This is a genomic window from Methanospirillum lacunae, from assembly GCF_003173355.1.
Lineage (GTDB): Archaea > Halobacteriota > Methanomicrobia > Methanomicrobiales > Methanospirillaceae > Methanospirillum > Methanospirillum lacunae.
Window position 1 is genome coordinate 721327 of record NZ_QGMY01000002.1, and the last position, 22954, is coordinate 744280.

Here is a 22954-nt window from a genome sequence, read left to right on the forward strand (position 1 = left end):
ATTTAATTTTTTAAGTTCTTTGTAGAGTTCAGTTGAATATAATTATAATTCTACCCTGGTAATTACACCATGTACCTTTTGGGCTGGCAGCTTGTAATATTGAACAAACGATGGACAAATCCGCTTGATAAGATAAAAGACTTTGTATAAAATTTTCCTACTTACAATCTCTTCCATTCCATAGAATATCGTTCGTTCTTCGATACCTGCAAGATGAATTATCTTCATCATATCGATTACTTCCAGATAGCCTCGCGAAATAGTTAGAATCGAAAGGCCGGGCTCCAGATCTTCTTTAAAAGATGATGTCTGTCCAAATGGTTTTTCGGTAATATTCATGGTTACAATTATGTTTTTTTCATACAGGATTCCGCTTGTGAAAATGGTTCTGGATATATATGGGGGAATCTGGTCAAATGATCTGGCAAAAAAAATTGCAGTACCGGTTATATGGGATGCTCCTTTGTAGGCTTTTGAATATTTGGTTATAAATGATGACCAATCCATCGGGCGCATTCTCCGATACAGGGCCTTCTGCCCGGTGGTGTAGATGATGATAACCGAAAAGGGAACTGCAGCAATAATCAACGACCAAAACCCTCCGGAAGGAATCTTGGTCATCATAGAGATGAAGAAAGCCAGGTCAACAAGTGTAACAAAGACAGATAGAAGAAAAAAAGATGATTGCTTTTTGTGCCAGAATATTGCACTCATTAATATTCCGGTTATCAACATGGTCCCTGTTACTGCAATACCGTAGGCTTCAGCAAGTCTTTCAGAGTACTGGAAGATTAGAAGCATCAGTATAACAGATCCACAAAGCATCCAGTTTACCACATCAATATAAATCTGGGTTCTGACCTGCGATGAAGTATAATCTATATGTAACATAGGGAGCAGATGGGTGGAAATCGCCTGAAATGTAATTGAGAATATCCCGCTGATAACTGCCTGTGAAGCTATCACACTCGCCATAATCATGACAAGAAGAAATGGAATGTACAGGAATGATGCTTCTGAATACACCATTTCAAAAAGGGGATTTTCTACATTTCCGGTTCTGAGAAGATATGCTCCTTGGCCCAGATATGAGACAAATATTGCAATGAATACTAATATCCAGGCATACCGAATTGGATCTCTTCCAAGATGACCCATATCAGCAAACAGGGCTTCTCCTCCTGTTGCACAGAGGATCACAAGAGATAATGAAAGAAAAGCACCTATGGGATTATCTGCAAAAAACCTGAATGCAAATGATGGAGAGAGAGATAAAAGAATTTGTGGACTTTGTACGAGAGAATATAGCCCGGTTCCAAACAGCATCAGGAACCAGATAGTCATAGCAGGCCCAAATGCAGATGCTATCTTTTCAGTTCCACGCTGCTGAGCCCAGAATAAAATGACAGTAATGAGAATTGCAATTCCTATTAACAAACTTTGATTGATATTCTTCATAATCGGAAGCAGAGGGATTCCCTCTACAGCTGAAAGTATGGTAATTGCGGGTGTGATTACGCAATCACCTATCATCAGAGAGATTCCAATGGTAGCGAGTAGGGTTACTATTGCAAGACTTACTGGATGTTTCAACATCGGCGTTAGGAGTTCTTTAAGCACTATAGTCCCTCCCTCACCATTATGAGATAGTCGCATTGCGAGAACTGCATATTGAAGTGAGACAAGGATGGTTAGTGTCCAGAAAATGAATGAAATTAGTCCCATGATGTCCTCCTCATTAGGAGGAACCAAAGCAAAGAGAACTGAAAGTGTGTAAATAGGACTTGTCCCAATATCTCCGAACACAAGTCCTGTAGCTTTTATTATAGATGATAGCGGAGGAATTTGCTCCATAAATGTCTAATGATACATCACCGCTGGATGAATATGAGTGTTTGTTTTTGAATGGTAAACATCAAATGCTACTAGGATATACCGGGATAATTATTGTAGGATGATTCGAAAAAACAATCCTAAATACTACTATATAAAACGAGCAATAATAAAAGATTAAAATCAGAATGCCAGTAAGATAATAATTATTAGAATTATTTCCAATCTGAATTACATGTCGTCTTTTCTGAAGGTCTTGGATATACTTCAGAATGCTTACGCAGAAAGTTCAAAATTTTTTCTGATTCTGCCCATCTCCGATCTACTCTGGATATCATATCATCGATAAATTCAACCTGTTGGAGAATTTTCTTTGTGATATCTGAGTTTTCATACAGTTCTGCGTATCCGGAAATAGCCATTAGGGGATTTCTTATTCCATCATTTAGTATTGCAAGTTCGGCAAGGTTTTGTTGAATCTGAACCTCTGCCACATCTCGCTGCCGTTCCAGGCGAAGTTGTTCAGTAATATCCTGTCCCTGGGCAATTGTAGCAACAGGTGTTTTACCATCTGAATCATAAAGGGTTGCAGAGTTCCAAAGAACAGTCTTAATCATCCCGTCTACATGAAGGAGATCAAGTTTTATTGCTTTTCCTGTACTACATGAAGTATTAAGAATTGATGCCATATCTGCTTCTGATTGGCCTGGTGGAAACAGATCCATTATCGATATCCCGACGATCTGTTCTGGAGGTAACCCAATTAATTCTGAACAAGAATGGTTGATTCTGGTAATTATTCCTTGGGGATCTAGAATAATAATTGGAACAGAAGCTATAGAAATAAGATTTTCCAGATAAGAATTTGTTTTACTCAAGGCTTCTTCTGTTTTTTTCCTCTCAGTAATATCAAGAATAGTTCCGAAAACAATATTTTTTCCATCTTTTTCAGATTTAAGCAGATGACCTTGAGTCTGGATATACTTTAATTCGCCAGTGTCATTTCTGAATATTCGTATATCAATGTTGTAAGGTTCACCGGTTTTCTTCAGCCGTTTCAGAGATGACTGAGCCAATTCTCTGTCTTCTGGATGAATTGAATTATTTATTTCAGAGATTGTTGGTTTATGATTAGGAGGAAGACCAAATATTGCTAATACCTCTTCAGATCCCGAAAATTTGCGTTTCTCGAAATCTAACAACCAGTTACCAATATGTGCTATCTGTTGGCTTCGTTTTAGGTTAGTTATTGCTTCATCAAGTTCACGTTTAGAGATTCTTCTCTCGACCGCATATTTTATTTTACTGGCAAGTTCAGTAAATTCTGCTTTTGCGTTTCCTGATTTCTGAATATAAAAATCTGCACCTTTATTGAGAGCTTCTATGACAACCTCTTCACGCCCTTTTCCGGTATAAATTATAAAAGGGGTATCATTATTATTTTTTTTCAGCCATGTAAGAAGACCCAGTCCATTCATGTTTGGCATATGGTAATCTGATACTATTGCATCAAACGCACTCTGTGAAAGCATGTCCATGGCTTTACATACATCAGTAATTGGTGTGATCCTGAGTGTACCTTCTTTTTCAAGATATAACTGGGCGACGTTTAATAGCCAGGGATCATCATCAATAAAAAGTACCTTAAAGGGATCTTCAATTCCAGTCATGGTGTATGGGGGTAGTAATCTGATCTAAGTAATATCAGAAATAAATATATCAATGCTGTTGCTATTTGATCAGATCTCAATGTGTTGAATAGTTAGTACTTCATAAAGGGATAATCGAACAGGTTTAGCGGCCCAAGTTGCTGCTACGTTTTTATGATTAACCATGTGAGGGGTTTTAAGATGTGCATTAAAATGCTCTTTACTTTCCCATTCTTCAATAATATAGAATAAACCTGGTTCCTCAATACTTGTTGTCGTATCGTATCGCAGACATCCTGATTCAGATTTAACCAATTCTGTAATTATTTCCATCTCTTCTTCAAATTCTTGCCAATGATCTGGAAGAATTCTACACTCTGCGATAACAACAAGCATGCTCATCCTTATTTATCTGGTACTATTTATCTAGACTATATCAAAGATTCTATTCAATATAGAGATCACCTGGGAGGTAACTTCATATCGGCAATAACTCCATATGTCCCATCCTGATAATACATGGTCATTATCAGGTGTTTTTCTTTCCCCGCAAAGGGATCGTCTATAGCATAATATACATTGTTTTGCGGATTTGTGACCGGAGGAAACGTAACTTGAGAATCATCTTTTCCTTTTGGTGTTGTAATCACAGTTTCAATCCTATCAACTGAAGAAAGATCCTGATCTTTATTAAATAAGAATTCAATTCGTTTGTCTTCAACTTGTACAGTAACAACAGGCAGAATGTGTATTTCCGGCTCCTCAGATTGCATCCATGGAACCAGTAGTCCTTGTTCCAGAGTTCCACTCAACATTGTCCCCATATGTGGTTGAACTTCTGACATAAACTGAAAACCAAGAACCAGAATCAGAATGGAAATAATCAGCGTAACACTGAGCATAATGAGGACATTTGTTCTCTTAAGTGATTTTCTGGGCTTATGTGGAACTATCGCTGGTTTATTTTTTTCCGGAATCTTTTCGCAAATTTTTTTCAGATTACGTCTATATGTTTCATTGGTAGGATCAAGAGCATAAGCCTTTAAAAAACATGCTTTAGCCTCTTTTATTTTTCCAATTTTAGAATATGTAACTCCTAGTGCATTGAAGGATTTATGCATTACAGCATGATCCTGAATCGCTTTTGAAAAATGAGCAGCTGCTTCATCATACTGCTTGTCTTTGAAGGCTGACATTCCTGATCTGAATGGCAGTTCCTCCTTATCAGGCATAATGAGCGTTAGTAGGGAGATCGGTTAAGGGCTTCGATATATAAAAAAAACTGATATGATAAAATCAGGTACTTGTTAATTGATGAACTATCACAGGAATAGTTTCAGCATCAGTAAATGATTCAGAATATCCATCAGGGAAAACTACTTTCGAGATATGTGGAGTAAAATCGATATTAAATTTCTGGATGATCCAGTATAAACTTGGTTCTAGAAGAGATTCAACAGGAACATAGGTAAATGATGGGGTAGTAATAGTACCACTATCTATTGTGGCCATATTGTATACTGATAACTGGACTGATTCGGGAGTTATTGATTGAACCTGAACTTCGCGTTTTAATGCTTTTTCAAGCTCTTTTTTTCCAATACTCTTTAAGTCAAGCACCTTGGTAATGAGATCATACTGGAGTTTTTCAGTGCTATTTAATTGATAATTCATATCAACTGTACCATTTCCATCCTGTTCGACAGTGTAGGTTATCTGCGATATTGAAAGTGCAGAAACGCCAGCTACTGAAAGAAGAAAAATGAGTCCGATAATTATAATCCTGGTAAATGGGAACATAAGCTCCTCAGCATAGATCGTTATTATATATACGGTTCCTGGTAAAAAAAGAATAAATGCCTGATTACCAGGCTTCCACAAATGCTGAGTTAGTATAAATATCTTCAAGGCGTGCCTTATGACCTCGTTCCATCTTTGCTAACTCAACAAAAATTTTCTTTTGGTCTTGGTCTGCACTTGCATCGGCAAGTTTTTCGTACATCTCCATTGCTTCCTCTTCTTTCTTAATAGCGAGTTTGAGCCCGTCAAGAGGTTTCATATCAGAAGAAGGAGAAGGGCTTTCGATGAGATTAGATAATTTGTAATCCTTTACTTCATCAAATCTTAATTCCTTCTTTGTACCTGAAAGATACTCCTGGAGTGTCTTACGATGATATGTCTCTTCTTGTGCTAATTCTCTAAATGTACTCTTAAGTACACTATCTTTTACTTTTTCTGATAGAGCTGTGTATAGTGCATACGAGTCGACTTCACGGTCAATCGCCTTGAGTAAAATTTGTTTAAATTCTTCAGTTCTCATAACTAATTCTCCACATTACCCGGTTAATTTCTAATTAAAAGGGAAATGAGTATTATATATCTGATACTCTGGAATCCCAACATGTAATATTTGAGAGATTTCTTGGCTTAATACATGATATTTAAATTGGTAGATCGCATGAGATGAGTGTTTTTTTTAATTAGAATAAACCGGTTTTCCAAGTTTTGGTTCAAATGCATTGTCAGCTTCAACCCTAATTGCATGAGAGAAGAGGGCCAGCGGGATCTCCATGGGACATAATTCTTCACATTGTCCGCAGTTGATACAACTATCTGAAATATGTGCAAATCTTCTGAGGTGGAACATCGGGTCTGATGGTAGTTTACCCCTTCGGACCATCAACGATTCGTCCCTGCCTTTGAATGCCGTTGCAGTACATACCGGACATTTCTCGATACAGGAATAGCATTTCACACACCGGGAAGTCTCTTTGTTGATGGTGTCCCAGAGGTTGTCTCTAAGTGCTGTGAAGTCATGTTGCCTCCATTTGGCTCCGAGTTTGAGCATGGCTCCCTCAACCTTACCCCTGATCTCGATACCTTTCGGGTTTGCAACTTCAACATCGAGCTTCTTTGCAGCTACTGCCTTGGTAAGCAGATCTGCACCTTTTTCACTGCAGACCTCAACAAATGTTGCCTTTCCTGCCTTGTCGCCGATGACTCCCCAGTTACCACAGGCAAGATCGGCCTGACGGGGAACTTTATACAGGCACCGACGACAGTTAGAGCGTCTACCAAACCCTTCTTCTTCAAGTTCATCGACTGATATGCCTTTATGCCCGCCTTCATACTCGATGATAAACTGACCCTTGTCGATCTCTTCCTTGTGTACAGTGTCCGGGTCTACGCCGTATTTTGCCTTGATCATCTTCCGGGCTACGCCTGGACTGACTGATCCACCACAATTGACACCGATGGTGATGATGTTCTTCATGTCGACATCATTGCGTTTTGCTTCTTCAAGCAGGCCCATAAGGTCGCATCCTTTCACCACAACACCGAGCTTCATCTTCTTTGCCCCGTCCAGGTAGTTCTTGATGAACGTGGCCAGGAGCAGGGTTCCGCAGTGAAGTGATCCAGCTGTCATATCAAGTTCTTTGGGATCAGTAACTGCAACCGGGATAGCATCATAAATATCATATCCCTTTGTCACCGCCACTACGGCATCAACCATTTTGGTCTCCAGAGCATGCCGTAAAAGGGCGGTTACTGCACCTCCACATTCAGCTTTGCTTGCAAGTCCGCTGTCTGTGGTCCATGCATACAGGAGATCTCCTTTTGTTGCCATGATTATTTCCCTCCTGCAATCTTACCAACCGAAACTGCACAGTGCTTCAGCTCCGGCATCTTTGACAGGGGATCGAGTGCCGTGTTTGTCAGGTTGTTTACACCTTCTGCAAAGTGCATGGACATGTACAGGACACCTGGAGCAACATCCTCGCCGACCCATGCAACTGTCTCGGTCTGACCCCTGCGGCTCTTGAGAAGAACCTTCTCACCCTGGACAATTCCAAGTCGATTGGCATCAGAGGTGTTCATCTGTACATACGATGCGGGTACCTCATAGTCGAGAGCTCCACATCTGCCCGTCTGGGTCCGGGAGTGGTAGTGGAAGATCAGCCGTCCGGTCATCAGTGTGAATGGATACTCCTTGTCAGCCACTTCTGCCGGTGGTTTGTATTCAAGACCAAAGAACTGACCTTTACCGTTAGGTGTTGCAAATTTTTCTCGATGGAGAATTGGTGTTCCCGGGTGATCAACGGTTGGACATGGCCAGATGGTAGATTCCGGTTTTTCCATTCGTTCATATGTACAACCGAACATAGAAGGAGTAACAGCCCGCATATCGTCCCAAACATCCTTTCCTGTTGGGAGATTGAAAGTCTTAAGACCGAACCGTTTTGCCAGTTCAGCAATGATCCAGATATCTTCTTTTGCTTGCCCTGGTGGGTTTACTGCTTTTCGAACACGGTTTACGCGACGTTCAGCACTGGTAAAGGTTCCATCTTTTTCAGCAAAACAGGCTCCCGGCAGTATTACATCAGCATATTGACAGGTTTCTGTCATGAAGATATCCTGGACAACAAGGAAGTCAAGTTTCTCAAGTTGTCGTTTCACATGATTGGAATCAGGATATGTAACAGCCGGATTGATCCCAAGCATATATAGTGCCTTAATTTCGTTGCCGCACTGATTGATCTGTTCGGTAAGGGTAACTCCGTACCAGTCAGGAAGATCAGTAACTCCCCAGGCTTTTTCCATCTTTGCCCGGTTCTCTGCGACTTCGCATTTTTGATATCCGGAATACACATTCGGATATGCACCCATATCACAGGCACCCTGCACATTGTTTTGTCCACGAAGAGGGTTGACACCTACTCCTTCGCGACCAATATTACCACAAAGCATGGCAAGATTACCGAGGGATCTAACGTTATCAGTACCTGTAGTCAGTTCAGTGATACCAAGACAGTAGATGATTACTGCATTTTTGGCATCTGCATATCTAAATGCAAGTTCTTTTACTCTTTCGAGTGGAACACCATGGATTTTTTCTGCATCTTTATAATTTTCTACAACTTTCTTCAGGTCTTCAAAATGTTCGGTTCTATCTTCTATGAATTTCTTGTCATGTTTGCCCTCTTTGATGATCCAGTACATCATAGAATTTATGAGAGCAATATGAGTGGATGGGTTGAACTGATACCAGGTATCTGCAATATGTGCAGTTGTTGAAAATCGTGGATCAACAACTAATACGGGTATCCCTTTCATTTTAGCCTGGGCAACACGTCTTCCGGCAAGAGGATGTGCTTCCATTGCATTTGATCCCCACATCAGGATGAGATCAGAATTCAGGGCATCTTCAAAACCGTTTGTAGCTGCCCCTGAGCCAAACGAAAGAGACAGGCCAGCTACTGAAGGACCATGGCAGATTCGTGCACAATTGTCGACATTATTAGTCTTAAAAGCACACCGTGCAAATTTCTGGAAGATATAGCAATCTTCATTTACGGTTCTGCATGAGGTATGAAATCCAAGTCCTCTGGATCCATACTTATCCCATGTTTCTTTTAATTTCTTGGCAACCAGATCTAATGCTTCATCCCATGATGCTTCCACGAAAGAACCATTTTTCTTTATCAAAGGAGAGACAAGTCGATCAGGACTGTGAACAGATTCCCAGCAGGTTACACCTTTAGGGCAGAGTTTACCCTCATTGATTGGACTTCGTTTGCAGGGTTCAACCCCAACCACTTTTTCATTTTTGACGACAAGATTCAGTGCACACCCGACACCACAATATGGGCAGGTAGTCTGAATATATCGAACAAGACTAGTAGGCTTTGTAGTCATCTCGTATCCCCGAGTTTTTATATACAAGCGAAAGGACACTTCTGTGCCCCTGGTTTACCATGGTTCATACATTTCATCTAAAAACCAGGATTCTTCCCGTTGAATCCTAGAAAAATCACTCCACAGTCTAGACAAATCTGTCAGTCCTAGGATTGATCTGATGAACGTCCGTTACCGGAAAGAAACATCGCAAACATACAATCTGTTTAAAGGACAGGGGATAAATTTATCGATACGGAATTCTTATTCTTGAAAAAAAGATCCTATTTGTAATAACCAAAGGTAATCAAATATGGTTATATATATTGTGAAAAAAATCGAACCAAATATTATCCAATGGTAGAGCCTTTGAAAGAGACACATTTTCGCGATTTTTTTTTGCGCTACGAAAGTGTGAATATTTTGATGAGTATGGATGAGATATAAATCTCATCCCAGATTTTCCGCTTGTATATGATAGTCCTCGGGAAAGGAATATCACCAGAAATACTGATTACTCACTATTAAGCATTTGAACCTGCTTTGTAGTTGAGTACATGTGTTTTCTCCTTTGTTTGTAATATGCATAAAAAGTTTGGAGGCCGATTACAATAAATTTAAATAAATATCTATGAATTATAGAAATATTTCAAAAACTTAGATAAAATCAAGTTTCTAGAAGTTCTTCACATTTAAAATTCTATACCATATTTTTTCTCATTAAACCTAACCTAGGATAAAAGATAGAATTTTTCATAATTTAGAAACTCTTTTTTTTAATTTAATATTCCATTCCTGGGATTTGAGTACAATTCTGCTTTACTAATTTTTCTATGACATGCTAAAGCATGTCAAGGTTTATAATGCCTAACAGATTAATGATCTATGGGAAAATAGATGTTCATGATCAATCAGGATAATGTTCCTGTATCAAAATGAATATCTTTCCGGTATCTGATAATGGATGGTAGATTGGATTGGAACAGATAACCCTTTTTATTCTTGCAATTATTCCAATATTGGTAATATTTGTCGGTCTTGTATTCTTGCGACTATCAGGGACATTGATGAGTATAATTGGATGGATAGTAACCGCTATCATCGCAATCCTATTCTTTAACACTGCTCCTGATATTGCAGTTTATGCATCCTGGAATGGAATACTGGCCTCATTTGGTATTTCACTGATGGTTCTGTTTACTATCCTTCAGGTAACAATGATGGACGTAACCGGAGCAATTACCGCAATAACAGTATACATCAAATCAATCGCTGCTGAACGTTATGAACAGATTATGATCCTCAATGTGGGATTTGGATCATTTCTCGTTTCTATTGGAGCAACTCCGGTAACAATGCTCCCACCAATCATGTTAGCATTAGGGTTTTCTCCTCTCGCAGCAGTTGCTTTACCCTGTCTTGGATATGATCCACTAACTTCATTCTCTCTTCTTGCTGTTCCAATTACACTCCCGGCAACTGTTTACAATCTAGATGTAAGTCACCTTGGAAACAACATCGCTCTCTTTCTTCCGATTATTTCTACAGGATTCGCACTTAGCATGCTCTGGGTTGCTGATGGAATTGCAGGAGTCAAAAAAGGTCTGGTTCCAGCTATAATAGCAGGGCTGACTCTGGGATTTTCCTGTATATTATTTGTCCATATTCTTCCACCATCTGCTATCGGTCTGGTAGGAGTTTTCTCAGGTCTTGTTACCATCTTTGTCCTTTTCCTGCTCCGGGCTCTCAAAGGAAAACCAATAATTGCAAGACTTGATAAAGAGGAAATTGCCAGGGCAGGAATGCCACTATGGAAAGCAGTCTTACCATGGCTCTTACTCGTGGTCTTCTGTATCATAATCAGTATCCCGGTTATTCAGACTGGTCTGTATGGATTACTTGGACCACTTCAGAAAATTACAATAGTAGCCAACAAATCAGTAGATCTGAAAATTCTTAACCAGGCATATTTCTGGGTCATGATTAGTACTCTGATCGCAGCACCGGTACTGATTCGGACAAAAGAAGAGGCCCAAAAGATTGTCACTGTTTGGGCAAGAAGAGCATGGGCCCCAACGGTTGCTGCTGCAGCCCTTTTTGCAGTTGCTTACATTATGGACTGGTCAGGGCAGAGTGTAATAAACAATACCCTCACGTTTGCACCGGGAATGTCTGATTTAAATATGAATGCAGTAATAGGCCTGACACTGGCACTTGTATTTGGAGTTGGATTCCCTGCAGTAAGCCCGATTCTTGGATTGTTTGGTTCCTTTGTATCAGGTAGTGAAACATCGTCCAATGTTATGTTTTATGGAATCCTCAAAAAATCAACAGATGTATTAAATCTGGATTTCATGAAAGTATATGCAGCACATGCTGTAGCAGGTGGTATTGCATCAGGTATCGCTCCTGCAAAAATTATCAATGCAGCTGCAGTTATTGACAGCCTTGGTATAGAAGGTGAAGTTATCAGAAAATGTGCATCTGTTGCAATTATTTTAACTCTGATAACCGGAGCTATGCTTGTAGCATTTATTTATCTCTAACTTTTTTTGATCTCTATTTCTCGTATCTGATTACCAAGTTGATTATCATAAAAGAAAAACGGTACATGATCTTTTTTTTATTACCCATACATCAAGTGTGATTTCCACCATTGACCAAAAAATTTAGGTTTAATTAAACCGGAAATAAAAAAATGAGTTATCAAAAGGGATTCGAAAATTCCTTTGGTTTCAGACATTTTTACTACGAGAATGAACAATTGAGACGATTTAGTTTGCAACCTCCAAATACCGACCAAAAACCAGATTCCAATAAGGCTATTTCATTATCAAGAAAAATATATTTGAAATTCAAAGATATTGAAAACAATCTTATTTACAATTTGGAAAATCGCAGATATTTTAAGACAGAATAAAGCCTCTTTATCATGATATATATCTCCTCTTCCGTAAAGTTCCTGACTTAAGCATGCATATTAGTATATAACCGGGGATATGTCCCCAGATTTCTTATGGCTGTAACTATTGAAATTCTTATCATTATTCTCTTAATTATCCTGAATGGCCTTTTTTCTATGGCTGAATTTGCCCTTGTCTCTGCAAGGAGAATTCGATTGCAACAGATGCTTGATCGTGGAGAAAAAGGGGCAGATATCGCCTTATCTCTCTCTGAAGATCCAAACACATTTCTTTCAACAATTCAGATTGGAATAACACTCGTCGGCATCCTTGCTGGTGCATTTGGTGGCGCTGCGATAGCTAAAGAATTAGAGGGAACCTTTACTGTAATTCCTGAAATTGCTCCATATGCAGGAATTATAAGTCTGTTTGTGGTCGTTCTCATAATCACCTACTTTACTCTTGTATTCGGAGAGATTATTCCAAAGCGTATCGGACTTGTATATCCAGAACAGATCGCAGTAAAGGCTGCTGGATCAATTGTCATCATTTCCAGGATATTTGGTCCTATCAATAAAATGGCAAGTTTAACAACCGATGCAGTTCTCTGGCTTTTTAATTCACATGCACCACAGGACCCGGTAGTGACAGAAGAAGATATTACCTCTCTGCTAGAGGAAGGTACACAGGCAGGGGTATTTAATGAGGCAGAACAGGAACTTGTTCAAAGTGCTTTCAAATTTGGTGATCGTGAAGTTACCACTCTCATGGCTCCAAGGCCCGATGTTGTCTTCCTGGATCTTGAAGATTCTTTTGAAGAAAACAAAGAAAAGATACTGACTAGTGGTCACACCCGGTATCCGGTCTGCCGAGGTGGACTTGATTCAGTAATTGGTGTTGTTTCTGTCAGAGATCTCTGGTCTCAGATGACAGCTGGAGAAAAACCAGACTTAACATTACTCATTCAGGAAGCACTTGTAATTCCAGAGCATATTACTGCTCTCCGACTGCTTGAACTATTTCGAACAGCTACCACTCCCTTAGCAGTTATTATGGATGAATACGGGTCAGTAGCAGGCATTATTACACTACACGATCTGCTTGAGGCAATAGTCGGAGACCTCTCTACCGTAGATGAGCCAGACGAAGAACCGGGAATTATAGAACGAGAGGATGGATCCTGGTTTATAGACGGAATGCTTCCTGCTGAAGAACTTCGATTATTACTTGAACTCGAAATCCTTCCCGGAGAAAATGAAGGAGTTTATCGTACAGCTGCCGGGTTTGTCATGTCTGAACTTGGAAAAATACCCATTCCTGGTGATCACTTTGTATTGAATGGAATACGATTCGAAGTAGCAGATATGGATAAACGACGAATCGATAAGATCATAGTCTCAAAAATCAGACATCGGGGTGATGAGAACCCTGATGAGAAAACAGATAATCATACTACTTCCTGAATTGTATGACATATAATTCCTTTTTTCAGACTCCTTTTTTTCTATCACTCACCATTGGTGTCCCTTTTTGTATCTTTAAGATTCTCTTTGGTATTCTGTCCATCAGAGTTGGTGAAGCAGGGACAATCTGGCCTCTTGTAGTATCTGGAGTAATAATCATGCTCTGGGCTTGTGCAGATCTTCTTATGAATCTAACACGTGCAACCCTTGATATCTTTGGAAAAAGTCAATTGATTGAGTTTTGCACTATAGCCCAAATTGGAAGAATCCTTAACGCACAAGCAATATTTTTAGCATTTGATACGGTCATCACATTTACAATCATCTGTTTAGTACTGTGGTCTGGTTGGATAGTCCAACTTAATCGGATTGAGTCATATCTTTGGTACTTTGCAACCACGCTTAACCTAATCAGCCTATCACTTGTAGGATTATATACCGAAATTACCAGATATCAGGAAATGAATAAAGGATGATAAGAATTATTATATGATAAATTTGTTCATTTCTCCTGAAATATGACCAACTGACACAGTGGCTTTGCCAATTACCTGAGTTATTTGGTCTAGGGCTGCAGATGCCTGCTCTGTTGCAGCTGATGAATCCACCGCTTCTTTTGCAGTTTTTTCTACAAGAGATCCAACATCATGCACTCTTACACTGATCTCCTGCACTGATGCTGCCTGCTCTTCGGTTGTTCCTGCAACCTCATTCATTCGTTTCGTAATCTCAGCAATATCTGCGGCTATCTTCTCGAATACGCCTAGAATTTCTTTAACTGCTACATCACCAGCTGTAACATCATTTAGTGAACGATCCATTGATAATGTAACATTATTTGATTTTTTCTGAAGATCTGAGATCAGATTTGCAATTTTGTCGGTTGATGTACGTGATTCTTCTGCTAAATCCTTTACTTCATCAGCTACAACTGCGAATCCCATTCCAGCCTCACCAGCCCGTGCTGCTTCGATGGCAGCATTTAAGGCAAGAAGATTAGTCTGTTCAGCGATTCCTCCGATAACATCAACAATAGATCCGATTTCTTTCATCTGTTGGTTGATTTCTGTTATTACTAAACTTGTTTCCTGAAATGATTTTTTAATATTCTCCATCCCACTTTCTGTCTTCCCAACGATTCGAGTTCCTTCATCTGCAAGTAAATCTGTATTTTGTGCTAAGTTAGCCACACCGTTCGTATCTGTAGCTACAGCGGTGACTGCGACTGACAAATCATCCATAGAATCAAGTATTTGCTGAATACTTTGTAGGGAACTTTCAGAAAATCCACTAACCTGTGATGCATTTTGAGCTAAGTTGTGGGCTCCTGCTGATATTTCTTCAATACTTGCATTCACTTCCTCCATTCCGCTCATCAGGTCCATAACTTCTGACACGACCAGGCTTATTGCAACCCCAGTCTCCTTCCCGATGGTATCCATAGCTTGTTTAAAGGGAATGAAGTCGCCACTGACCACAACAGAATCTGAAAATCGTTTAGAAAAGTCACCTCTGGCATACATGCCCGCAAGTTTCATACTTTCATTAACAGGACGGACAATATTTTCGAGAGTAGTGTTTATACCAGTAATAATCTCCTTGTATGCACCCAAAAATTTTGTCTCATCCCCTCGTTTAGATAGTTCTCCATGGATTGCGGCTTCGGTGAGAGATTTAGTTTCAGAAATAAGATTATTGATAGTATCCACTGTAGCTTTGAGAGCAGGTCCAATCTCATCACAATCATCAATAATCGGGACATTACTAATCTTCTCTCCAATTGATATCCTCTTCATGATACCTATAACTGAAGTCTGGAGTATATCAGCAAAATTATCCATCTCATATGCCATCCTCCCTACTTCATCGTTCCGAGTCATTTTAAGCCTCATTCCCAAATGGCCTTTACCCATCTCTTGAATCATATTCATCGTCCGACCCAGAGGGCTGGTAATACTATTTGTAAGAATGAATGCGAATGATAGCCCAAATATAAGGGCAAAAAGGGTTATAAACAAAAAAATAAGGGATGATTCCTGATAGAGCTTAGTAATATCATCCTTTAGAATTCTTGACTGTTCTTGATTATATATTTCTAACTGATCAATGGCATCTTGAGCAGCATCTCTCGGTGTTTTAAAATCCTCACTGTAGATTCCAGTTAGGGCACTTTCCTCATTGCCCGCCTTCATGTTTTCTATAACCTTGCGCAATGAATTCTCAAAAATGGGCCAATTTGTATTAAATGTAGAAAGAAGGTTTAGTTCCTTTTCTGTTGTGGCATTTTTTTGATAGGCCGCAATCTTATCTTTAATATTTGCTACTTCGGCGTCTACTTCAGCAAATTTTTCTATTCTTTCATCATTAGCGAAGACAGTTTTATAAATATTAACCCTTATATTCAAAAAACTGGTATCTGCATTCATAAGGCCATCCAGCGCCACTAACCTTTCAGAATACATTTTATCGGCTTTTTCAGCCATTATACCCATTGAGAAGAATCCAATCACTGAGATTATGACCGCAATGAGAATCATTACACAAAAACCACCAAGTAATTTCGGTTTTAGTGCGATATTATCCAAAATCATTCATTTACCCCCAATAAGAACTGCGCGATAATGTGCTGATTCTAATAATGTAAGCGAGGCATATAAATACTTCCCATTCAAAAAAATAAAATTGAAATATAAATAAATTTAATTGCGATCTTAATCGTGATAAATCTCAATTGAATTAATATAATTTTCTCCTGATACGCCACAAATGATTATCAATCTGGTAGTTAGAAAGAACATTGAAAAAGGTGAAAATAATACGAAAGATTTGGAAAAAGAGTAATTCGTGGACCTACTTATTCCATATCAGGAGTTGAATCATCGTCACCTTCGTCGATGATCTCAGCCTGAGGAATATCCTGCAGTTCCTGTGATTCTTCTGGTGAGAGTGAAGTAACTCCCACGACACGGTCCTTGGTTCCGATTCTCATAATCCTGACACCACGGGTACTGCGGCCCTGAATCGAAATCTTGTTTACTTTAGTCCTGATAACATTTCCTTCTGCACTCATCAGGATAATCTCTTCATCTTCTGATAAGGCAAACGCTGTTACTACACCATCATTGCGGCCAACTTTGATGTTTCTGACACCAAGTGTTCCTCTTCCGTGACCCCGGTATTCATCAAAGCTTGTTCGTTTTCCATATCCGGCTTCCGTGATGGTAAGCAGAAGTTTTCCTTCTTCCACAACTGTTAAACTACGGACAACATCATCGTCACGCATCCGCATTCCGATAACACCGAGTGCATTGCGGTGTCTCAGAGAAATCTGATCCTCATGGAATCTCAGACTCTGCCCGTACCTGGTTGTAATCAATACTTCCTGTGATCCATCGGTGACGATTACGTGGACAAGATGATCATTATCCCGTAGCGTTATTGCATTCACTCCGGTAGAACGTGGACGTGAGAATTCATCCTGCGGGATCTTTATGGTCATTCCATGTTCTGTCAGGAATAAGAAGAACCTGTCAGCGCAGAATTCTTTTACCGGAATTACAGCAGTAACCCGCTCATCAGCATTAAGGTCCAGTAAATTGACAATTGCCTTTCCTCTGGCCTGGCGTGAACCCTCAGGAATATCAAATACTCTCAGCCAGTACGCCCTTCCTTCAGAGGTGAAACAGAGAAGATGATCATGGGTATATGCAACAAATACCTGTTCAACAAAATCTTCATCCTTTGTTGATATGCCCATAACACCCCGGCCACCCCGCCCTTGGGTCCGGTATGCATCAATATCAATGTACTTGATGTAGTTATGGTGAGTGAGACAAACTAGTACCTGTTTATTCGGAATCAGGTCTTCTTTGTCAATGGTGGTGGAATCGATGGTGATCTGTGTTCTGCGGTTGTCACCATATTTCGATCCTGCTTCTTTTAACTCTCTGGCAATCTCTGCTCGGATATGACTCTCTGTCGAGAGGAGATCAATGAGACGGCGGATTACTGCCTCAAGCTCATCACGTTCATCAACAAGTTTCTGCTTTTCAAGTGCAGCAAGCCGACGAAGTTGCATCTGCAGAATTGCTGTTGCCTGGGCTTCATCAAGATCAAACTTCGTAACCAGAGCCTGCTTTGCTTCATCAGCTGTCTTTGATGCCCTGATTGTTGCAATCACCGCGTCAATATTATCTATAGCATGAAGAAGACCACGGAGAATGTGGACACGTTCTTCTGCTTTCCGCTTATCAAATTCACTTCTGCGGGTAATAACAACAATCCGGTGCTGAACAAACTGCTCAATGAGACCTATCAGACCGAAAACTTTCGGCTGTAGATCCATGATAGCAAGGTTGATTATACCAAATGTTGATTCAAGGGCTGTATGCTTATAGAGATGATTCAAAATCATCTGGGGATGAGTTCCTTTTTTCAGATCGATGACGATCCGCATCCCTTCTTTGTCTGACTCATCTCTGATGTCAGATATTCCCTCTATCTTCTTTTCTCTGACAAGATCTGCAATATATTCTATCAGACGTGCCTTGTTCACCTGGTATGGGAGTTCAGTAATTATTATTTGTTCCCGTTTACCTGATTCATCAATATCTGCAACGCCTCTGACGGTGAGTTTCCCATAACCGGTGTGGTATGCTGACTTGATCCCGTCAGTACCCATAATAACTCCACCGGTTGGGAAGTCAGGGCCTGGCATGATCTTCATCAGATCATCGACTGTTGCTTCAGGGTTTTCCAGATAATATGTTATGGCTCTGCAGACTTCTCCCACATTGTGTGGAGGCATCTTGGTTGCCATACCAACGGCAATACCATCTGATCCATTGATTAACAGATTTGGAAGTTTTGCTGGAAGAACATCCGGTTCCTGAAGTGATTCATCAAAGTTTGGAGAGAATGATACCGTTTCCTTTTCGATATCTTCGAGTAGCTCCTCAGCTTCAGGTTTCAACCGGATTTCAGTGTAACGCATTGCAGCAGGGGCATCACCATCTATTGAACCAAAATTTCCCTGACCGTCTGCAAGCATCATACGATATGTCCATGGCTGAGCCATTCTGACAATCGTATCATAAATCGAAGAATCACCATGCGGGTGATACTTACCCATGACTTCTCCGACTACACGGGCAGACTTTTTGTAAGCCTTGTCATGGGTGTTACCCATCTCCCACATGGCAAACAAAGACTTCCGGTGAACCGGCTTAAGTCCATCCCTGACATCAGGAATTGCTCTGCCGATGATGACAGACATCGCATAATTAATGTACGATGTCTTCATCTCTTCTTCAATATTGACTCTGTTAACCCGTGGGTTGAGGATACTTACCTCCGGCTGTTCTTCAGATGTCAAGGTTGGTCACCTCTTTACAGTGTCTTTTAATGAAATCTTTTCGGGCAGTCACATCATCACCCATCAGTTTTTCAAAGATCTCGTTTGCATAACTGGCATCGTCGATCTTCACCTGCTTGAGTATTCGTGACTCGGGATCCATGGTAGTGCTCCAGAGCTGAATAGCATTCATTTCTCCAAGACCTTTGTACCGCTGGACACCGACACCCTTTTCGCCCATCTCATTCATCAATCTGCGCATATCATCTTCGGTATACGCGTAGACCTCCTGTTTCCCTTTGGCTATCCGGTATAGCGGAGGCTGAGCCAGGTATATATATCCAGCCTCGATCAGGGGAAGCATGTACCGGTAAAAAAACGTCAGAAGCAGAGTTGCAATATGGGCACCATCAACATCAGCATCAGTCATGATGACGATGTGATGATAACGGGCTTTCTCAAGATCAAAAGATTCTCCAACCCCGGTGCCAATTGCTGATATCAGTGCCTGAATTTCATTATTTTTCAGGATTTTGTGCACTGTTGCTTTTTCTACGTTCAGGATTTTACCCCTGAGCGGAAGAATTGCCTGGAACCTTCGATCACGTCCCTGTTTTGCACTGCCACCTGCAGAATCTCCTTCTACAATATAGATTTCACTCTTTTCAGGAGCACGTTCAGAACAGTCTGCAAGTTTTCCAGGAAGTCCAGATGAGTCAAGAGTGCTTTTTCTTCTGGCAAGTTCCCGGGCTTTGCGTGCTGCTTCACGTGCCTGATATGCAAGGACTGCCTTTTCTATGATAGAGCCAAGGTCCTTGGGATGCTCTTCAAAGTACTCACACAGTGAGGCATACACCAGCGAATCAACAATACCTTTAACTTCGCTGTTTCCAAGTTTCATCTTGGTCTGACCCTCAAACTGAGGATTTGCCATCTTAATTGATATGATGGCAGTCAGACCTTCACGGACATCTTCACCTTTTAATGAGAAATTCGGATCCTTGATAGCCTTGTTTTCCTTACCCATCTTGTTGATGGCTTTTGTAAGAGCAGATCTGAAACCTTCAAGATGAGTACCACCTTCACGAGTGTTGACACAGTTGACATACGTGAAGATTTTTTCAGAATATGCGTTGGTATACTGAAACGCGATATCTACTTCTACTTTATTTTCAAGATCACATTTCTCAAGTGCAATGACACTTTCATGAATTGGAGGAATATCCTTGTTGATAAACCTCACATATTCGGTTATTCCACCGACATAGGAAAAGGTTTCACTACATTCATTCCAGTTTTCACATCGTTGATCACAAATTTTGATTGTGATTCCACTGTTAAGAAATGCAAGTTCACGCATTCTGTGAGCCAGGACATCATAATCAAATTCTACAGTGTCGAAGATGGAACTGTCAGGTTTAAATGTGATAATAGTACCAGTGACTGCAACCTTGTATGCCCTGAGAAAATCTTCACGATTATCCGGAGCATCTGCAGGAATGGAACCGTACCTGCGTATATACCGTTGTTTGAGTTCCTCTAGTGACTCTTCACGGGTGGTCATCTCCTGGATAACCCCTCCGCGTGAGAACTGCATCTCGTATTCTTTACCCTCTTTCCAGACCGTTGCGGTTAATTTGATAGAAAGAGCGTTGACAACCGAGACACCTACACCATGCAGACCACCAGAGACCTGGTAGGTATCTTTATCAAATTTTCCACCAGCATGGAGAACAGTCAGCACCGTTTCAAGAGCACTTTTGTTGTCGTTCTCCTTCATCGGATCGATCGGGATACCCCGGCCGTTATCCTCAACACTGACGCTCCCGTCCTGATGTATGATAATATCTATCTGGTTACAGACTCCGGCAAGTGCCTCGTCAATAGAGTTATCAACAACTTCGTATACCAGGTGATGTAGACCCCGTGTATCGGTAGAACCGATATACATTGCCGGGCGTTCACGTACCGGTTCAAGCCCTCGCAATATTTTGATATTTCCAGAATCGTACGTGTCTGACAAATTGAACCCCCATTCAAAATGGAAAAGTTACGATAGTACCCTATTATATCGTCCTCTGGAGACTTAAAACTCGGGTTTTATAATAATCAGAACAATCCAGATATTCTATACACAGATCACCCGCTATACGTTATAGCAGACAAAAGACTTTCAAATAAAAATCTTTGAAAAATATCATCCTTAATTTCCTGTTTGTCATTTGTTGAAATATTTTTATGAATTTATAAAAAAAGAGTGGATGATCATCAGGATTGATCATCAGAAAAAAGGGTAATTAAAAAATCAGCAGACTGGCTGTGAATATAACGGATCTCTCATTGATTTAATAAGGAAATACCCAACTACCCCGAATGTGATTAGCGGTGATACATAAGTCGGGATATGAACACCAAATGAATCGATGACCATGATACAACCAAGACACAGAATTGAATACATAGCCCCATTCTTCAGGAACCGGTAACGCTTGATACGATCGACATTACTCACGGTGAGTTGCCTTACTACAATCGCACCCAGAGCATTGCCAACAAGAATCAGAGGAACAGACATAGTAAAAGCAAAAGCGCCGAGAACTCCGTCTATTGAGAAAGTTGCATCTATCACTTCAAGATAAAAGATCTTGCTGATATCAGACATATTTCCTCCAATGAGTTGTTGTTCCTGAGCCTCTGCATTCTGCCTGAACCCATGGACAATAAAAAAAGCACTTGAGCCTACAACAGCCCCAAATGCCATTAACGGATGTTGCTCCAGGGCGAACCAGACAATAACGGCCAGCAGTAGAGATACTACAGCAAAGAACCATACCCCTTTGGATTCAAAAAATCGTTCTCCCCGTAGCCCGTATTCCTTGTCTTCAAGAAAAATCCAGTGAAGAAACAGAAATATCAGGAAAATTCCACCACCAATAAGAAGCATCGGAGATGATGCTTCTATCGCTTCTTTTATCTCCGGGCTGTCACTGAACATTGCAGTGAAAACTTCCCAGGGAGTAAGTGTAGGGGTTGCTGCCCAGACTAGTATCAGCGGGAGAAGTCCTCTTACAACAAAAACCGCAAACAGGATTCCCCATAACAGAAACCATCGCCTGAATTGAGGTTTCATGGTAGAGAGAACTTCAGCATTGATAATAGCGTTATCAATGCTCGAAATGATCTCAAAGAGACAAAGACCAAAGATGATCAGGATGATAGAAACAATATCCACAGTAAATATTCGACTTTTGGATCTATTAATCTCCCGTCAGAAATTATCATCTGGGGAGATTATGGTAACAATGAAATCACGAAAATTTAAATAGTCCGGATCCAATCCAATTGTATGAATTATACCATACTTATTACGGCGATTCTTCTTACCGGTTTCATATTCTCTGGAGGATGTACATCAGTAAAGCAGGTAAATACTTCTGGAAATATTGGAGTACAACCTGCGACGACTTCTTCAGTTGTGATACCGACTCCGAATGTAGTTGAAAAACCTGAAACTACAAAATCTGTATCTGAATCGTCTCAGTCTATTAACATTCCCTCCACTTCTATAGAGAAATCTTCAGATATGGCAGGTTTTATATCAACAAGTTTCCCGGCAATTACTGAGAAATATGTAGAAATAAAAAAATCAAGAAATGCACTAGACTGGAAGAAAGTACAGGAACAGGCCTTAAGCCTTCAGGTACAGATTCAAACCCTTAAAAAAACATACATACTCGACGTACCTAACCCTGAGAAAACTGTTTTTCCAAATCTTAACAGTAGAGAACAGATAGTGTTTCTGAAATATGTCGGCTATCTGAGCGATATGGAGAGTTACGCAACAAATCTAAAGAACGCTGTTTATTATCAGGAAAAAGGTGGCGATTCTGAATCTCTTCAGACAGCACGCAGATATCAGAACCTTGCAGATCAATTTGAAAAACAGGCTATTGCAGAAGTAAAAACAATTTCTGATTATTGTACCGACTTTAAATATACTTTTATAAACCCGATTACGGTTCAGGCATACAGATATGTATAAATCTTCTTTAATAATTTTTAAATAAAATAATCCTT

General features: G+C 40.2%; 16 protein-coding genes. 4 read left to right on the top strand and 12 right to left on the bottom strand.

All coding sequences use genetic code 11. From position 1 onward, the window contains the following. Nucleotides 1-42: 42 nt before the first annotated feature. The 8 genes from DK846_RS03805 to fdhF all read right to left on the bottom strand — a co-directional run bounded on the left by DK846_RS03805 (nt 43) and on the right by fdhF (nt 9179). Entirely contained in the window at nt 43-1854 is a 1812-nt protein-coding gene (locus DK846_RS03805) for a KUP/HAK/KT family potassium transporter (protein WP_109967559.1), read from the bottom strand. 194 nt (nt 1855-2048) lie between these two features. Continuing rightward, a complete protein-coding gene (locus DK846_RS03810) occupies nt 2049-3503 on the bottom strand; it encodes a PAS domain S-box protein (RefSeq protein WP_109967560.1) in 1455 nt (484 codons plus the stop codon). Nucleotides 3504-3572: 69 nt separating this feature from the next. Continuing rightward, nucleotides 3573-3878, bottom strand: a complete 306-nt coding sequence (locus tag DK846_RS03815; protein ID WP_181391604.1) for a putative quinol monooxygenase — start codon at nt 3876-3878, stop codon at nt 3573-3575. Between the two features lie 65 nt (nt 3879-3943). Then, nucleotides 3944-4714: a tetratricopeptide repeat protein gene (locus DK846_RS03820; protein ID WP_109967562.1), complete on the bottom strand. Its 771-nt coding sequence runs from the start codon at nt 4712-4714 to the stop codon at nt 3944-3946. A gap of 64 nt (nt 4715-4778) precedes the next feature. Continuing rightward, nucleotides 4779-5282, bottom strand: a complete 504-nt coding sequence (locus tag DK846_RS03825) for a hypothetical protein (protein WP_109967563.1) — start codon at nt 5280-5282, stop codon at nt 4779-4781. A gap of 64 nt (nt 5283-5346) precedes the next feature. Further along, entirely contained in the window at nt 5347-5802 is a 456-nt protein-coding gene (locus DK846_RS03830) for a ferritin-like domain-containing protein (protein WP_109967564.1), read from the bottom strand. A gap of 156 nt (nt 5803-5958) precedes the next feature. Continuing rightward, nucleotides 5959-7110, bottom strand: a complete 1152-nt coding sequence (locus DK846_RS03835) for a Coenzyme F420 hydrogenase/dehydrogenase, beta subunit C-terminal domain (protein WP_109967565.1) — start codon at nt 7108-7110, stop codon at nt 5959-5961. A gap of 2 nt (nt 7111-7112) precedes the next feature. Then, complete coding sequence (gene fdhF, locus DK846_RS03840; RefSeq protein ID WP_109967566.1) at nt 7113-9179, bottom strand: formate dehydrogenase subunit alpha; 2067 nt, start codon at nt 9177-9179, stop codon at nt 7113-7115. Between the two features lie 956 nt (nt 9180-10135). Here fdhF and DK846_RS03845 point away from each other — a divergent pair. The 3 genes from DK846_RS03845 to DK846_RS03860 all read left to right on the top strand — a co-directional run bounded on the left by DK846_RS03845 (nt 10136) and on the right by DK846_RS03860 (nt 14000). Further along, nucleotides 10136-11704 carry an L-lactate permease gene (locus DK846_RS03845; RefSeq protein WP_109967567.1) on the top strand — a complete coding sequence of 523 codons (1569 nt, stop codon included), beginning with the start codon at nt 10136-10138 and terminating at the stop codon, nt 11702-11704. 470 nt (nt 11705-12174) lie between these two features. Then, a complete protein-coding gene (locus DK846_RS03855; protein WP_109967569.1) occupies nt 12175-13524 on the top strand; it encodes a hemolysin family protein in 1350 nt (449 codons plus the stop codon). A gap of 5 nt (nt 13525-13529) precedes the next feature. Further along, nucleotides 13530-14000: a hypothetical protein gene (locus DK846_RS03860; protein ID WP_109967570.1), complete on the top strand. Its 471-nt coding sequence runs from the start codon at nt 13530-13532 to the stop codon at nt 13998-14000. A gap of 9 nt (nt 14001-14009) precedes the next feature. On the opposite strand, the gene DK846_RS03865 is transcribed toward DK846_RS03860, so the two are convergent. From DK846_RS03865 to DK846_RS03880, 4 genes are all read right to left on the bottom strand, one after another. After that, on the bottom strand, nt 14010-16115 hold the full coding sequence (locus tag DK846_RS03865) for a HAMP domain-containing methyl-accepting chemotaxis protein (protein ID WP_109967571.1): 2106 nt from the start codon (nt 16113-16115) through the stop codon (nt 14010-14012). Between the two features lie 263 nt (nt 16116-16378). Further along, nucleotides 16379-18898 (bottom strand): DNA gyrase subunit A, encoded by a 2520-nt coding sequence (gene gyrA, locus DK846_RS03870; protein WP_181391605.1) that lies wholly within the window; start codon nt 18896-18898, stop codon nt 16379-16381. Next, nucleotides 18888-20900: a DNA topoisomerase subunit B gene (locus DK846_RS03875; RefSeq protein WP_109967572.1), complete on the bottom strand. Its 2013-nt coding sequence runs from the start codon at nt 20898-20900 to the stop codon at nt 18888-18890. Before DK846_RS03875 ends, gyrA begins: the two co-directional genes overlap by 11 nt. Before the next feature lie 282 nt (nt 20901-21182). Then, complete coding sequence (locus tag DK846_RS03880; RefSeq protein WP_109967573.1) at nt 21183-22109, bottom strand: DUF475 domain-containing protein; 927 nt, start codon at nt 22107-22109, stop codon at nt 21183-21185. A 114-nt stretch (nt 22110-22223) separates the two neighbouring features. On the opposite strand from DK846_RS03880, the gene DK846_RS03885 reads away from it, so the two are divergent. Further along, nucleotides 22224-22919, top strand: coding sequence for a hypothetical protein (locus tag DK846_RS03885; RefSeq protein ID WP_109967574.1), 696 nt, complete (start codon nt 22224-22226; stop codon nt 22917-22919). The last annotated feature ends 35 nt before the right edge of the window (nt 22920-22954 follow it).

Excerpts from the sequence above, each read along its gene's own strand:
- DK846_RS03805 (WP_109967559.1), bottom strand. The coding sequence starts at position 1,854 with ATGGAGCAAATTCCTCCGCTATCATCTATAATAAAAGCTACAGGACTT.
- DK846_RS03810 (WP_109967560.1), bottom strand. The coding sequence starts at position 3,503 with ATGACTGGAATTGAAGATCCCTTTAAGGTACTTTTTATTGATGATGAT.
- DK846_RS03815 (WP_181391604.1), bottom strand. The coding sequence starts at position 3,878 with ATGCTTGTTGTTATCGCAGAGTGTAGAATTCTTCCAGATCATTGGCAA.
- DK846_RS03820 (WP_109967562.1), bottom strand. The coding sequence starts at position 4,714 with ATGCCTGATAAGGAGGAACTGCCATTCAGATCAGGAATGTCAGCCTTC.
- DK846_RS03825 (WP_109967563.1), bottom strand. The coding sequence starts at position 5,282 with ATGTTCCCATTTACCAGGATTATAATTATCGGACTCATTTTTCTTCTT.
- DK846_RS03830 (WP_109967564.1), bottom strand. The coding sequence starts at position 5,802 with ATGAGAACTGAAGAATTTAAACAAATTTTACTCAAGGCGATTGACCGT.
- DK846_RS03835 (WP_109967565.1), bottom strand. The coding sequence starts at position 7,110 with ATGGCAACAAAAGGAGATCTCCTGTATGCATGGACCACAGACAGCGGA.
- fdhF (WP_109967566.1), bottom strand. The coding sequence starts at position 9,179 with ATGACTACAAAGCCTACTAGTCTTGTTCGATATATTCAGACTACCTGC.
- DK846_RS03855 (WP_109967569.1), top strand. The coding sequence starts at position 12,175 with ATGGCTGTAACTATTGAAATTCTTATCATTATTCTCTTAATTATCCTG.
- DK846_RS03860 (WP_109967570.1), top strand. The coding sequence starts at position 13,530 with ATGACATATAATTCCTTTTTTCAGACTCCTTTTTTTCTATCACTCACC.
- DK846_RS03865 (WP_109967571.1), bottom strand. The coding sequence starts at position 16,115 with ATGATTTTGGATAATATCGCACTAAAACCGAAATTACTTGGTGGTTTT.
- DK846_RS03885 (WP_109967574.1), top strand. The coding sequence starts at position 22,224 with ATGAATTATACCATACTTATTACGGCGATTCTTCTTACCGGTTTCATA.